Here is a 13,659-nt window from a genome sequence, read left to right as displayed (position 1 = left end):
TAAGGAGTTCAAAGGGAAGTAGGCGGAATATTTTCTTTCCAGGGTGCAGAATGTGGGCCTATAGCTCAGTTGGTGAGAGCGCACGCCTGATAAGCGTGAGGTCTCTGGTTCAAATCCAGATAGGCCCACCATATTTGTTCTTCTATGGGGATGTAGCTCAGCTGGGAGAGCGCCTCGTTCGCAACGAGGAGGTCACGGGTTCAAGTCCCGTCATCTCCACCAGCGTCTTTCCCTGGTCCTTTCAGTCTGAAAGCTTCCCCTTGCCTTCGGTCGTTTGGAAGCGCGCAATGTCTAAAGGTTCTGGGGACTCCTCTCTTACCCCGGGATGATTTTTCACTCACGCAGTTTGAGTCTTTCCCGCACAAAGTCGATGACCTTCTGGGCAGTGGAAAGGGCAAGGTGGGCATCAGCTTCGGTGTAAGCTTGGGCGGGTATGCCTCCGGGAAGGCCATTGGGGTAGCGGGTAGGAATGTAGTACTTGTCAAGAGAGGAAGCGTCTTGGGCAATGCTGGCAAAATCAGGATCAATTTCCTGAGCATCCTTTGAAAGCTCTGCTAAGGAGTGCCCCCAGACGAAGTCGGCACCCAGGGAGTACAGAAAAGCTTTGAGTGCTTTCTCTGCGGCCTGCTGGGCCAGAAAACAGGCAAGATGGAAACGTCTCCCTTCGAAGAGGTATCGTGCATCGTCAAGGTCATGCTCTGCCTGAAGGAACCACCTTCTTCCCTCTTCAGCAGGATTCCTTTGCATAGAGGATTCTCCCTTCTCTGAGGGCTTGACGAACAAAGCTGCTTCTTTTCTCGAGTTCCTCCAGTTCTTCAGGCGTATAGACGAGAATATCCATACTAACCCTGGGAACAATGACGCGGTACAATTCATCAAGCCGTTCTAAAAAGGGTTTTTCGGTTTTCTCCACTACGATAAGGTCTATGTCACTCCTTGCGCCTATCTCTCCTCTCCCAAAGGAACCAAAGAGGATGATTTTCTCCACTCCCCTCTTCTTGAGGACGTCAACCGCCCTCTTGAGTTCTGCCTCAAGGAGTTCTCTTCGCTTTTCCCGGTTCAGCATTCGGTAGCCCATGCCCTTTTGCTATTGTAGCATAGCCTGGATTTGCTTTGCGGCTACGGATTGCATACCTTGCAGGGTTCATAACCTGCTTGTACTGCCTCTTCGCGTGAACTAAAGGGCACTTTGTTTCCTGGTGCTATCTTTTCAACCCATCGGCAATTCAATCGGTGGAATTTCTTGGTATTCCTGTTGCCAATGTACGCAATTGATTTTTGAAGAGATGCAGAATTCCTTTCCTCCACTTCCTGTTGGTATTTCCTGAAATATTCCTCGTACTTTACATTCGGCGGTACTATCGCAAGTTGGGCATAGCCTTCAAGAAGGGGTATAGCGTTGAGCATTTTTGCCCTTACTTCTTTGTCACTTACTTCGGTCGGTGGTGTCAGCCAAACATACGCCAGTAATCTTCCATCCCTGTCCCGTTTCTGCACATCGAGCTCCAACCATACATCCCTCTCAAGGAGTTTCGACTCTATGTAAGTTATGGCCTCTTTCTCGTACTGCTTTGTCTTTGCCGTGTCTTTGGGTATGTCTACGCCGATGAGCCAGAGTCTTTCCTGTCTGCCGTCTTCTAACTCCACATGGATCGCATCACCATTGATGACCTCGATGGCTCTGGCTTTTATGAGGTTCATCTCTTTGGAGGGTTCCACATCGGGTGAAGGAAAAGCTCCGTTGCAGAACAAGAGGAGTGCCAGCAGAATAAGAAGGACCAGCAGAAATCTCACTCCTAATCCCCTCCTTCTTTTTCTTTTGAAGGGCTTTGGTGGTCTGTTGCTATCAGAAGTTCTGTCGAAGGAGTAGGTCTCAAGGAGGGTCAATCGCTGGAAGCCCTGAAAAATCTGGTCGGGGCGAGCCGACTTGAACGGCCGACCCCCTGCTCCCAAGGCAGGTGCGCTTGCCAGGCTGCGCCACGCCCCGACAGGGACGATTATAACAGAGCTTTCCTTTCTTTTTCAAGGACTTGTGGGGACTTCTATCTTCTGAAGGAGGGTGATGATGTAATCTCGCTCGGGATGGTAGACAATCTCCTCAAGAACTCGGACGAATCTTCCCCGCTCGAGGAAAAGGTCGTGGATGATTTTTCCCGAGGGATAGAAGTGGACAAGAAGGAGATATCCCTCTGGACGAAGGTGCCGGAAGAACTTTTCCTCAAGGGAAAGGAGAATGCCCCTACCACCGAGGTAGTAGAGGACTTCAGAGGCAAGGATGAGGTCAAAGACCCCTTCAGGCTCGTCCCTGACGATGTCCAGTTTCCTGAGGGTAACCCGGTTACCGTACTTTTTGAGCCGTTTCCAGGCGCGTTCAAGAGCCGTTTGCGATATGTCGATACCTGTGACGTGTTTCCCTCTCTGGAGGAGGAGTTCCGTGAAGACTCCCTCACTTGTTCCCACTTCGAGGATAAAATGAGTATCTTCCGGGACAGCCTCAAGGGTCTTTTGATACTTCTCTTTCTCGTACGGGCTCTGGGTATAGTTCCAGGGGTCTTCTCTTTTGCGGTACAGTCCTTCAAAATGGGCTTCGCTGAAGAACCAGGGAAGGAAGGGAAGAGAAATCCGCCAGAGGAGATTGGCAAGGTAGGAGACCAAACGCCGTTTCCAGGAAACTGAAAGTCTCTTATCTCTTGTACCACTTCTCATTGCAAGGGTAGGGTATAATATTTCCAACTTCCCTTCAAGGGGGTGGGGACATGCGCTACCGGAAACTCGGATGGACGGACCTTGAGCTTTCAGTCATTGGGTTTGGGTCCTGGGCCCTTGGGGGTGGTGGCTGGCGGTACAGCTGGGGTCCTCAGGATGACCGGGAATCCATTGAAGCTATACACAGGGCAGTAGACCTTGGGGTGAACTGGATTGACACCGCGGCAGTGTACGGCCTTGGGCATTCCGAGGAAGTGGTCGGGCAGGCTATCCGGGGGCTTTCAAGGCGACCTATTATCGCCACGAAATGCGGACTTGTATGGGACGAGAAAGGGAACATTACGAATTGCCTCAAGCGGGAGAGCATTCGGAGAGAGGTTGAGGCAAGTCTCCGCCGCCTGAAGGTGGACGTCATCGACCTTTACCAGATTCACTGGCCCATTCCCGACGAGGATATTGAAGAGGCCTGGGAGGAGATGAGTCGCCTCGTTGAGGAAGGAAAAGTCCGCTACATAGGTGTATCGAACTTCAGCGTACCTCAGATGGAACGGATTGCCTCTATTCATCCTATTGCCTCGCTGCAACCCCCCTACAGCATGCTCCGACGGGACATCGAAAAAGAGATTCTCCCGTACTGTGGTGAGAAGAATATCGGGGTTATTGTGTACAGCCCCATGCAGAAAGGCCTCCTTACCGGGAAGGTTACGAAAGACTGGGTTGCAAGTCTTCCCCCTGATGACCACCGCCGGAACGACCCTATGTTCCAGGAGCCTCAACTCAGTCTCAATGTAGAGCTTGCCGAGAAGCTGCGGGAGATGGGGAAAAAGCACGGAAAAACTCCTGCTCAGGTTGCAGTTGCCTGGGTTCTCCGCCGAAAAGAGGTTACCTCGGCCATTGTCGGCATTCGCCGGCCTTCGCAGATTGAGGAAATCGTTCCTGCGGGAGACTGGGACCTTCCCGAAGAGGACATCCAGGCGGTTGAACGGTTCCTCGCCGAAAGGGAAGAGAAGCTCAAGGCTATTTCAGGATGAAAGGCGGGTGGAGGGTTCCACCCGCTCAGGAATCGTTTCCCTTCTTGCTCCTAAGGTACTCCAGGAAATCCCAATAGGGAAGGAGAGCCAGGGCAACGCAGTGGTCTGCTGCTCCGTAGTACAGGCGGATTTCGTTTGTTTCTTTGTCGATGATTGCTCCGGTGGGGAAGACAACTCCTGGTACATCTCCAAGGAGTTCATAGGGTTCCTGCGGGCTCATGATCCATTCTTCGGTTCGATGGAGAACCCTTGTCGGATTTTCAAGGTCAAGGAGAGCGGCTCCAATCCTGTAAAGGCTTCCTGAGGCTGTGTGGCGTACCCCATGGTAGAAGATGAGCCAACCATAGGGGGTTTCAAGGGGCGGGGTTCCGAGGCCTACTCGGTGCTGATCCCACCAGCCAGGGCGGACAGGAATGAGAATCTGGTGGTCTCCCCAGTGTCGAAGGTCGGGTGAAAAGGAAATCCAAATATGTGCCTCGCCTCGGATGATGGGGCGATGGATGAGAGCATACCGCTTTCCTCTACCGACTTTGAAAAGGCGAGGGAAGAGGGCTGCATCCTTATCCTCTGGGGGAAGAAGAGGGCCGTATTTTACGAATTCCTTAAAGTTTTCCGTAAGAGCAAGAGAAATAAGCGGTCCACCCTTGCTGAAGGCAACATAGGTGATGGCGTAGCATTTGTCCTCTTCGAGCCAGACGATGCGTGGATCCTCGAGTCCCCATTGTTCTTCAGTAAATTGCTCCTCAGGAAGGAGAGAAGGGGAGGGAGCAATTTCCCATTCGTCTTTCCCGTTGGGACTTGTGGCTACGGTAAGGTGCGAGAACCCCCGGCAGTCCTCCACGCGTACAAGGAGCAGGGTCTTTCCTTCGAATTCTACCGCACCAGGGTTAAAAACGGCATTCACCGGATATGGCCACTCCTCGGGAGTAAGGATAGGGTTTTTCTCGTACCGCCTGAGGAGCTGAGTTCGCCCGCAGAAGACGCGCTCCATCTTCTCACCTCCCGCTCAGGAATTTCTTCTCACACCAAGGCGCTCTCAAGGAGGAGAATGCTTAGGATAACGAAAAGGCATGATAGGGCAATCTTTGAAATGAGGATGTTCTTTCGCCCAAACTCCACCAGGGCTTTCGACTGGCTCCCGAAAAAGACGCTCAGGAAGACGGCGACAAGGGGAATGATGAAAAAGGCGTTGTAGAAGAGGAGGTATCCAAGGGCTTTGAGCCGGTACTCAGAAACTTCTTTGGCAATGTACATGATGGTGGGAAGGTACACCTGTCCGGTACAGCCGGCTTCAAGAATAGATACTGCAAAGCCACTGGCAATGGCGGCGGCAAAGAGTTTCCGTTTTGAGAAGCTCTCCTTGAGGTACTGGTTAATTTTGACCCGAAGGCTTTTGGGAAGGCCAAGGGTCATTCCCGTTTCCTTCCGCTCCCTCCGGTAGGTGATGACATCCCGAATACTGAAAAAGGCAAAGACAAGGAGCAACCCTGCCATTGCGGCGTACACAATTCGGGAGATGATTCGGTACGCCTCAAGAGTTTGCCAGATCTGGAAGAGCCCAAGCCCCAGAAGAAGGTAGGTCACGAACACGGCAGCAGTATAGGTAACACCGATTTCCACTATTCTCTGGCGGGAGTGTCCCAGGACAAAGAGAAGGTTCACCATGAAAACGATTGTTGCAAAGGCACAGGGGTTCAGGCCGTCGAGGAATCCCGCACCGGCGACAACCCAGGGTGTGAATCCCCGGAAGCGGGAGAACACGACTTCTTTGGGTTTTTCTGAGAGCTCGGGGAGAGGGGTGGCCTGTGGTTTCTTCAGGGTCTCTTCGATGAGTTGCTCAAGGAGGGCGTTGATTCTTTCGGGGTCTTCGGTGGCCACGTACCCGGCATTGGAGAATATCTCCACCGAGGTTTTCTCCTCCACCTTCCAGTACTCTTCAAGGAGAACGAGTTTCTCATAGTTCTTCGAGAAGGTGTAGTCGAGGTACACCACCTTGATTTTATCCGCGTACTTCTCAAAAACGGGAGGGGTAACCTTCTCCTTGAGTTCCCGACATACCGGACAGCGAGAGGAGTAGAAGAAGAGAAAGACTGGCCTCTCTTCAACGGTTACCGCTTCTTTGAAGTTTTCGGGAATTTTTTCTCTTTCTACGAAACGTATCCGGTTTGCAAAGGGGCTGAACTGCTCTTCAAGGAAAGCGCGGTTTTTCTCGGTACCCACAATGATGATGAGGTCAGGATTCTCCTCTTTGAGTTCTTCTAAGTAGCGCTCGAGCGAGAAAGAAGGGGAGTCGGTGACGAAGTTGAGGAACGTAACGGTGTGGTAGTTCTCGGTGAAGGAGAAAAGAGGCAGGAAATCACCGGAGACATCAGAAGCAACGATGGGGTAACCCTTCTCGGCAAGGCTTTCCAGGGTTTCCCTGTGTTCTGCAAGGTCCTCTGAAGAGGGAAGGAGAACGGTCTTTTCGGGAGTAGGGAGAACCTGAGCCCAGGTTGCAAAGGGAATTCCATGTTCTCCTAAGTCTGCAACGAGTGCCACTCCTTCCCCCACGGAGGGTACTTCTTTCCCTTTTCCAAGAAGGAGCACGTCATACGCAAGGGCAAAAGAGGGGAGAAGAACCACAAGGAGCACTAAAAGGGCAGTCTTTTTCAAATCTCTGCCTCCTTCCGCAGTTTCTTTCTCCAGGGGCAGTACACCCACCCCTTTTTCTACTACGAGAGGAGATTCCCCCTTGTTTCCCAGAGAACGGAATTCGGCGCTCAGGCTGAAAAGTTACGCTCCTTCGGGGAGGGGGAGCTTGTCGATGTCCGGTACCGTGCCGTCCTTAAGGCGGTAGAGCATCTCCCCGGCTCGAGGAACAAGAAGAACCCCCTCGTTTTCTCTGCCTGCGTATTCCTCGAGGTTAATGGTGCGAAAGTCAAGGTATCCGAGGTTAATTTTCCTGCAGATTTCTTCAGGGATTCCCGTGGCGAGGATGACCTCTATTCGGGGGTACTCTCTGCCGTTTACGTATTTCCCTATGCCTTTCACGTGGGTGGAGTGGGCGAGCACACCCCAGGGATAGTGTTTGTACTCCTCCCAGTGGGCAAGGAAAAAGTCCCTCGTGTGGTAGCCAATCTCAAGAAGGTACTTTCCGTGGGTTTTTGAAATTTCCCGAATGTGAGGAGCGTAGATAATGATTTTTCCCCCGTCGGCGACAACCGGCTCGAGCTTGTACATGCACTTTCCACCGACCCAGAGCTCGTTGTACATTTCGGGAGCTACGGAAAGCACGGTGTGGAAGGGCCGATCGACGTAAACGATGTTGACAACTGCCGAGAGGTCGGCAGCTTGCGACCAGGCTTCCTTCGGGTCCCCGAAAAATATCCCACAGGGGTCCTTTTCCTTCATGACCAAGCACAAAGCAAGGGTTGGCTTAGGGATGAATTCCGCCGCCCTGTTGAGAACTTCCCGCACGGGGGTATCCTTGGTGCCGATGATTTTGGGGTTTGTGATGAGCGCAGCAAGCCAGTGAAACTTGTCCGTGAGCTCAGGACCAGAAATCCCCGGGAAGAAGTACTTGTACCCTCCTGAGAAGCCCACAACCTCATGAGGAAACACGGGACCCATGATGAGGAGCTCGTCGTACTCGAGGATGCGTCGGTTCACGGTAACCGGAACGTCTTCGGCAACGAGTCCTCGGGAGATGGTTTGCATCTCTTCTTTCGATATGGTGCCCACGTGGATGAGCTCCTGAAGATCCTGGAAGAGATGGTTGTACACCGTAACGCCCCGCTCCTGGGCCTCCTGAAAGGTTACCCCGAGGTGGCGCTTGAGTTCCTCGTCGCTCATGGGGGGATGCGTGCCCAGGGCGATGAGGAAGTCAAGGCGCGCTGCCTTTGGTTTGATTTCTTCAAGGGCAACCTCAAAGAAAAGACGCACCGGAGCCGTACGGGTGTTGTCCGGGATGATGCCAAGAATTCTTTTGTTCTTCCACTCGTGCCTTGTGAGGGCTTCGTGAAAGTAGGCTTTCATCTCCTCTTGAGAAAATGTCCGCTCCGAACTCCCCTGGGAAAAGAGCATCATGGGGTATCCGCCTCCCACTCGATGTGGAACACTCCTTCCCTATCAACCCGCCGGAACGTGTGGGCTCCGAAGTAGTCGCGCTGAGCCTGGATGAGGTTAGCCGGAAGGAGGGCAGAGCGCCAGGAATCAAAGTACGCAAGGGCTGAAGAGAGCACAGAAAGAGGAACGCCGTATTCTACTCCAAGCGTACAGACTTTCCGAAGATCAGGGAGTTTCTCTGCAACGTCACTTCGGAACTCTTCTGTGGCAAAGAGTAAAGGCGCATCGGGGGTGGAGAGGGCTTTCTGAATTCTCTCAAGAAGGAGTGCCCTGAGGATGCACCCACCTTTCCATATGCGGGCAATTTCGGGAAGGTTCAGGTTGTACCCGAGGGTTTGACTTGCCTCCCTAAGGAGATGGAAGCCCTCAGAGAAAGCGGCAAGTTCCGCAAGGTAAAGGGCATTGGCTAAGGAATTGAAAGACTCCGAGGACCAGGAAAGTTTCGCTTGAGGGGAAGGAAGAAGGGAAGCGATTTGCACGCGTTCGTTTTTGAAAGAGGAGAGGCTTCGCGCCATGACCGATTGGGCAATGGTCGGGGTAGGAATGCCGAAATCCAGAGCTACCTGGGCGGTCCACTTCCCCGTTCCCTTCTGCTCGGCGGCATCGAGGATGCAGTCGACGAGAGGCCTTCCGGTTTCCGGGTCCCTGTAGCGGAGGACTTTCTCGGTGATTTCCACAAGGTACGAGTTCAGGAAGCTCAGGCGGTTGAATTTCTGAAATACCTCGGCGGCTTCTTCGGCTGAAAGCCCGAAGACCTTTCGCAGAATATCGTAGACTTCAGCAATGGCACCCATGAAGGCGTACTCGATGCCGTTGTGCACCATTTTGACGAAATGCCCACACGATCCGGGACCGAGGTACGTGCAGCAGGGTCCATCGGCGACCTGGGCTGCTGCCCGCTCGAGGATATCCCGGACAAGCTCGTACCCCTTTTTGTGCCCTCCCGGCATGAGCGAGGGCCCGTGGAGCGCTCCGTACTCGCCACCGCTTATGCCCATGCCAAGGAAAAGAAGTCCCCGGGACTCGGCCTCTTTGAGCCTTCTGTCCGTATCCCTGAAAAAGGAATTTCCTCCATCGATGACGAGGTCTCCTTCTTCAAGGAGAGGGAAAAGGGATTTCAGGAACTCATCCACTGCTTCGCCGGCTTTCACCATGAGAATGATTTTACGGGGTCGGCTGAGGGCAGCAACAAACTCAGAGAGATCGTAGGTTGGAAGTATCGGTTCGTTCTTTACCTTGGTTTCGTAGAACTCTCTAGTTCTTGCTGCGGTTCGGTTGAATACGGCAACCTTGAACCCCTTGCGGGCGATGTTGAGGGCAAGGTTCTGTCCCATTACGGCAAGACCAATGATACCCATGGCGCAAGAACCGGTCACTTTTGCACCTCCTTTGCTTTCCCGTATTATACCGCAGTTCACAGAGGGAAACGGATGAGCCCGAGGTCAAAAAGAATGGCAAGAATCACCGGCTGGTGAAAGAGGTAGATGACAAGGGAGTGCCGTCCAAGAAAAGCAAGGCCTCGTACAATGGGATTGGGGTCCGCAGGGAAAAAGAAGAGTCTCCTCCCGGAGGGATAGAGGAGATTCCCCGCAAAGATTCCAAGGAGCACAACCCCAAACCAGGGAAGGAGGGGGAAGTAGTCAAGGGTGTAGAAACGCGGGGGCTTGAAACCGAGCCAGAGAAGGAAAGAAAAGGGAAAGGACCGTCCGGATAGGGCGCTTCCCAGAAGGATACAGGCAAGACCCAAAGGAAGGCTCAGACTCGGTCGAAAAACCAGAGGGTAGGCGAGAACGGTCGATGTCCCAATGCAGTGGAGAACACCAAAGCGCACATAAGCCTCAGGAAGCGCAAGGTATGTAACGAGAGTGATGGCCATGCCGTAGGTGAAAAGGAGCGCTCCTCTCTTCAGGTACTTCAGGAAGGGTACTCTGCCGTGGACGCTCTTTTCTCGCGCAGAACTCAAGGTAAGGGAGAGTCCTGCAAGGCCAATGAAAATCGAAGCTCCAACAATCACATATCCTCGCCAGAAAGGGGAAAGAAGGTCCATCTTGAGGTTTCCAAAAAGCACAAGGTCAAAGAGCGTATGGTAGATGAGCATCATAACGATGGCACAGCCTCGGAGGGCATCAATTTCGGGGAACCTTTCTCTTTTTTTACGCACCGCCGTCACCTTCTGTATTCTACCAGAGTGGTATAATGAGGACATGCGGCGGACGAAAATCATCTGCACCCTCGGACCGGCCTCACAAAATCGCGAAACCCTGCGAGAGATGATTGCTGCAGGAATGGATGTGGCGCGCCTCAACTTCTCCCATGGTGATCATGCCTTCCATCGAGAGATGGTCCGCTTAGTGTGGGAGGTCTCTAAGGAACTCCAAAAACCCGTGGCCATCCTTGCCGACCTTCAGGGTGTCAAAATCCGTATCGGGGAAGTGGAAGGAGGCGCGACGGAACTTGCCCCCGGGTCATTCGTCACCGTAGCGCCTGGGGAGGGCCTCACGACCTCAACCTGCCTTTACGTTCGCTACGATGCCCTCCTTACGGACCTCAGGGTGGGGGACGAGATTCTCCTTGACGATGGTCTTTTGAGATTGCAGGTTGTGGAGAAATTCCCGGACCACCTCAGGGCGCAAGTTCTTGAGGGAGGAGTACTTCGGTCTCGGAAAGGGGTCCATTTCCCCAGGACCGAAACCACTGCCCGGACCTTCACCGAGAAGGACAGAGCCGACCTTGAGGTGGCACTACAGCTTGGGGTCGACTACGTAGCGGTGTCCTTTGTTCGGGATGCCGAGGACATAGAGCGGGTTCGGGAGTGGGCAAAAGCCAAAGGCCTTCTCCTTCCTCCCCTCATTGCCAAGGTGGAGCGAAAAGAGGCCCTCCAGCATGCAGCAGAAATCATTGAGGCCTCCGATGGGCTCATGGTCGCCCGGGGGGATCTTGGGGTTGAGGTCCCGGTGGAGATGATTCCCGTGTACCAGAAAATGCTCGTCCGGCTTGCAAAAGAGAGAGGAAAAATTGCCATTATCGCAACACAGATGCTTGAGTCCATGCGGGAGGTCCCTCATCCCACAAGGGCGGAGGTTACCGATATCGCCAATGCGATTCTTGATGGGGCCGATGCCCTCATGCTCTCAGCAGAAACTGCCATCGGAAAGTACCCGGTGCTTGCTACCCAGGTCGTGCACGCTGTCGCTTCCGCAACCGAGAACCACCTTGCCTCACGCATTCCCTCCTTCTACAGGCCCCAGGGGATTCTCCCCGAGGCCATTGTCTCCGGTGCCCTGCAGACTGCCTGCAGCGTTAACGCTCGAGCCCTTGTCGTTTTCACCCAGTCCGGGTTCACCGCCCGCATCCTTTCTTCTTTTCGTCCCGGGATGCCCGTTCTTGCCCTGACTCCGGATGAAGCCACATACCGGAGACTCTCCATTGTCTGGGGTGTACGGCCGGCACTCCTTGAAGCGCCTCACGAGGTAGAAAGCGTTACCCTCCTCAAGAGGGCCGAGGAACTCCTCCTCTCCTGGGGAATGGCCTCGCCCTCTGACCCTGTGGTCTTCGTTGCCAGCTCACCCTTTTTGGGCTACCGGAACCTCATAAGGCTCTACCGCTTAGGGGAGTCGTAATCCGTACTCCTTCCGGTACACGCGTCCGTTGGCCCATCGAATGAAACGGTACGGGTAGATTTCCGGCGGAGCGCTCACCTCATCAAGGAGCCGGACGTCTTCCTCTTCGAGCCTCCACCCGATGCATCCGAGGTTATCCTCAAGTTGCCCAAGTGTTCGAGCTCCCAGTATGGGAATGACGTCCTTTTTGGTGAGGAGCCAATTGAGGGCAATCTGGGATACCGTTTTCCCATATTTTTGGGCAAGGTTTCCAAGGGTTTCAAGGATTCGGAAGTTCTTTTCCGTTGCCCTTCTATCCCAGGCTTCTTCCCAGTCCTTTTCAGCACGGGCAATGCGTCCTTCCTGAGGGAGACTCCCAGGTTTGTACTTTCCCGTGAGGAACCCCCCACCAAGAGGTCCCCAGGCCATGATGCTCAATCCCGCGTCATAGCAGGCAGGTATGACCTCCATTTCTATGTTTCGCTCGACAAGGCTGTACTGCATCTGGGCTGAGACTGGGCGTGGGTATCCCCACTTCTCACACAGGGCAACGGTTTTGGTGATTTGCCAGCCGGTGTAGTTTGAAACTCCCACGTATCGGACGTACCCTTTCTCAACAAGATGCGCAAGGGTGGCGAAGGTCTCCTCGAGGGGTGTGATGCTGTCAAAGCAGTGGATTTGGTAGAGGTCGATGTAGTCGGTTTGCAAGCGCTTCAGGCTCTCTTCCACGGCCCTCATGATGTGCTTTCGGCTTGCTCCGCAATCGTAGATGCCGTCACCCATCCGGAAAAAGACCTTGGTGGCCAGAACAACATTCTCCCTTTTCCCCTTGAGGGCGCGCCCGAGGATGCTCTCGGAAATGCCCTGGCTGTACACGTTGGCGGTATCGATGAAATTCCCTCCTGCTTCAAGGTACCGCTCGAGAATACGCACCGATTCATCCTCGGGGGTTTCCCGACCGAAGGTCATCGTACCGAGGGAAACCTCCGACACGAGAAGGCCGCTTTTTCCAAGAACCACATACCGCATCCTTATCCCTCCTTCTTGAATTCCCTGATTGTCCCGCGCGCAAGTTCCGCCTCAAGGAACATCTGTGCTTTCTCCTCCTCGTCTTTCGGAATTGAGAAGGCGACCACTCCTTTTTCGCGGTCAAGAATTGCCTTTTCTTTACTCCTCAAAAGGCCAAAGAGACGGTACACGAAAAGATCGAAAGAATCCATCGCAGGTACCACCATGAATCGTACCTCCGGGATGTACGGGGTACGCCCTGAGATTTCGAGGACTTTTTCGGCTACTTCTCCGTACGCCTCAATGAGTCCTCGAATGCCCAGCTTCTTCCCCCCAAAGTACCGGGCAACGACCACCAGGGTGTTGGTAACCGCAAAACGCCGAAGGGCTCCAAGAACCGGCCGGCCGGCGCTTCCCCTTGGTTCCCCACCGTCTGAGGCGAACTCCTCCTTTCCCTCTGGGCCAAGGCGGAAAGCGTAGACATAGTGGGTGGCCTGAGGGAAGAGCTTAACGGCCTCTTTGAGCTTTTCTCTGGTCTCTTCAAAAGAGCTCAGGCGAAAACTCATGGCCACAAAACGAGAACGTTCCCGTACGAGTTCGAAGACCTTTTCGTTCTGAATGGTGTACGCTTTACTCTCCGACACGGTTCAGGATTTCTCGGATTTCCGAGAGGACTTCAAGAACCTCTTTTGGGTCCCCCCTCATGGGCTCAAGGGAAGAGGAGGCGGCACGCTCAAGAAGACTTTCAACCTCAAGCCCCCGCTTGAGGTACTCTGCGGCTTTTCCCTTTTCTCCCCTTGCAAGGAGGAACTCTCCAACCGCTTTCGAAACCCTTTCTCCCCTTGCAAGGAGGAACTCTCCAACCGCTTTCGAAACCCTTGCAAAGGTCAGGTACGGTTGGGCATCGAAGGGGTTTTGCTCTATGGCATGTCTTAAAAGGCTAAAAGCTTCCTCAAAACTCCCTCGCTCGGCGTAGAGCACTCCGAGGTGTTCCAAGGTGGCTGCACTTTGGGGTGCAAGGCGCAGGGCTTTTTCTCCTTCCTCAATACTCCACTTCCTGAGGACTGGGTCACGCTCTCTGAGGAACCTTTCCCGCAGGGCTGCGCTCAGGGCTCTGCGGAGATCCGGGTCCCATGGTTCAAAGCGCAGGGCTTTTTCGTAAAAAGCGGTTGCAGTTGTCCAGTCTCCCTGCTGTGCAGCGTAGTCTCCAA

14 protein-coding genes and 3 tRNA genes (1 of these 17 cut by a window edge) are annotated in these 13,659 nt (G+C 53.7%); 4 read left to right on the top strand and 13 right to left on the bottom strand.

The features are described from left to right. Nucleotides 1-54: 54 nt before the first annotated feature. A tRNA-Ile gene (locus H5U36_01920) sits at nt 55-131 on the top strand. Between the two features lie 15 nt (nt 132-146). Then, nucleotides 147-222: transfer RNA gene (locus H5U36_01915), tRNA-Ala, on the top strand. Nucleotides 223-333: 111 nt separating this feature from the next. On the opposite strand, the gene H5U36_01910 is transcribed toward H5U36_01915, so the two are convergent. The 5 genes from H5U36_01910 to H5U36_01890 form a co-directional block, all read right to left on the bottom strand. Next, the gene (locus H5U36_01910; protein MBC7216935.1) at nt 334-747 is read right to left on the bottom strand and encodes a HEPN domain-containing protein; all 414 of its coding nucleotides are present in this window, start codon (nt 745-747) and stop codon (nt 334-336) included. After that, nucleotides 728-1,078 carry a nucleotidyltransferase domain-containing protein gene (locus H5U36_01905; GenBank protein ID MBC7216934.1) on the bottom strand — a complete coding sequence of 117 codons (351 nt, stop codon included), beginning with the start codon at nt 1,076-1,078 and terminating at the stop codon, nt 728-730. Before H5U36_01905 ends, H5U36_01910 begins: the two co-directional genes overlap by 20 nt. 41 nt (nt 1,079-1,119) lie before the next feature. Continuing rightward, on the bottom strand, nt 1,120-1,794 hold the full coding sequence (locus H5U36_01900; protein MBC7216933.1) for a thermonuclease family protein: 675 nt from the start codon (nt 1,792-1,794) through the stop codon (nt 1,120-1,122). Between the two features lie 115 nt (nt 1,795-1,909). Next, nucleotides 1,910-1,987, bottom strand: a tRNA-Pro gene (locus H5U36_01895). A 35-nt stretch (nt 1,988-2,022) separates the two neighbouring features. Beyond that, entirely contained in the window at nt 2,023-2,706 is a 684-nt protein-coding gene (locus H5U36_01890; protein MBC7216932.1) for a class I SAM-dependent methyltransferase, read from the bottom strand. A 50-nt stretch (nt 2,707-2,756) separates the two neighbouring features. Between H5U36_01890 and H5U36_01885 the strand changes: the two genes are divergently transcribed. Further along, nucleotides 2,757-3,737, top strand: a complete 981-nt coding sequence (locus H5U36_01885) for an aldo/keto reductase (protein ID MBC7216931.1) — start codon at nt 2,757-2,759, stop codon at nt 3,735-3,737. Between the two features lie 25 nt (nt 3,738-3,762). On the opposite strand, the gene H5U36_01880 is transcribed toward H5U36_01885, so the two are convergent. The 5 genes from H5U36_01880 to H5U36_01860 form a co-directional block, all read right to left on the bottom strand. Further along, entirely contained in the window at nt 3,763-4,728 is a 966-nt protein-coding gene (locus H5U36_01880; GenBank protein ID MBC7216930.1) for a glycosidase, read from the bottom strand. A gap of 29 nt (nt 4,729-4,757) precedes the next feature. Further along, nucleotides 4,758-6,389 carry a thioredoxin domain-containing protein gene (locus H5U36_01875; GenBank protein ID MBC7216929.1) on the bottom strand — a complete coding sequence of 544 codons (1,632 nt, stop codon included), beginning with the start codon at nt 6,387-6,389 and terminating at the stop codon, nt 4,758-4,760. A 120-nt stretch (nt 6,390-6,509) separates the two neighbouring features. Then, nucleotides 6,510-7,802 carry a DUF2088 domain-containing protein gene (locus H5U36_01870; protein ID MBC7216928.1) on the bottom strand — a complete coding sequence of 431 codons (1,293 nt, stop codon included), beginning with the start codon at nt 7,800-7,802 and terminating at the stop codon, nt 6,510-6,512. Then, a complete protein-coding gene (gene gndA / locus H5U36_01865; GenBank protein ID MBC7216927.1) occupies nt 7,799-9,199 on the bottom strand; it encodes an NADP-dependent phosphogluconate dehydrogenase in 1,401 nt (466 codons plus the stop codon). The genes H5U36_01870 and gndA overlap by 4 nt, the downstream gene beginning before the upstream one ends. 56 nt (nt 9,200-9,255) lie before the next feature. Beyond that, nucleotides 9,256-10,047 (bottom strand): DUF1624 domain-containing protein, encoded by a 792-nt coding sequence (locus H5U36_01860; GenBank protein ID MBC7216926.1) that lies wholly within the window; start codon nt 10,045-10,047, stop codon nt 9,256-9,258. On the opposite strand from H5U36_01860, the gene pyk reads away from it, so the two are divergent. After that, complete coding sequence (gene pyk / locus H5U36_01855) at nt 10,046-11,461, top strand: pyruvate kinase (GenBank protein ID MBC7216925.1); 1,416 nt, start codon at nt 10,046-10,048, stop codon at nt 11,459-11,461. The genes H5U36_01860 and pyk overlap by 2 nt on opposite strands. On the opposite strand, the gene H5U36_01850 is transcribed toward pyk, so the two are convergent. The 3 genes from H5U36_01850 to H5U36_01840 all read right to left on the bottom strand — a co-directional run. Beyond that, a complete protein-coding gene (locus tag H5U36_01850; protein MBC7216924.1) occupies nt 11,447-12,469 on the bottom strand; it encodes an aldo/keto reductase in 1,023 nt (340 codons plus the stop codon). The two genes, pyk and H5U36_01850, sit on opposite strands and share 15 nt — an antisense overlap. A 2-nt stretch (nt 12,470-12,471) precedes the next feature. After that, entirely contained in the window at nt 12,472-13,014 is a 543-nt protein-coding gene (locus H5U36_01845; GenBank protein ID MBC7216923.1) for a YigZ family protein, read from the bottom strand. Nucleotides 13,015-13,078: 64 nt separating this feature from the next. Continuing rightward, a protein-coding gene (locus H5U36_01840) for an O-antigen ligase family protein (protein ID MBC7216922.1) crosses the window boundary here: on the bottom strand, nt 13,079-13,659 show its end. The gene runs 1,516 nt beyond the window's last position; the window shows 581 of its 2,097 coding nt (coding positions 1,517-2,097); its start codon lies beyond the right edge, outside the window; its stop codon occupies nt 13,079-13,081.

It is taken from the genome of Candidatus Caldatribacterium sp. (genome assembly GCA_014359405.1).
Classification (GTDB): domain Bacteria; phylum Atribacterota; class Atribacteria; order Atribacterales; family Caldatribacteriaceae; genus Caldatribacterium; species Caldatribacterium oleiphilum.
Note: the sequence above shows the minus strand (reverse complement) of the source record. Positions and strands in the feature narration are given on the sequence as shown.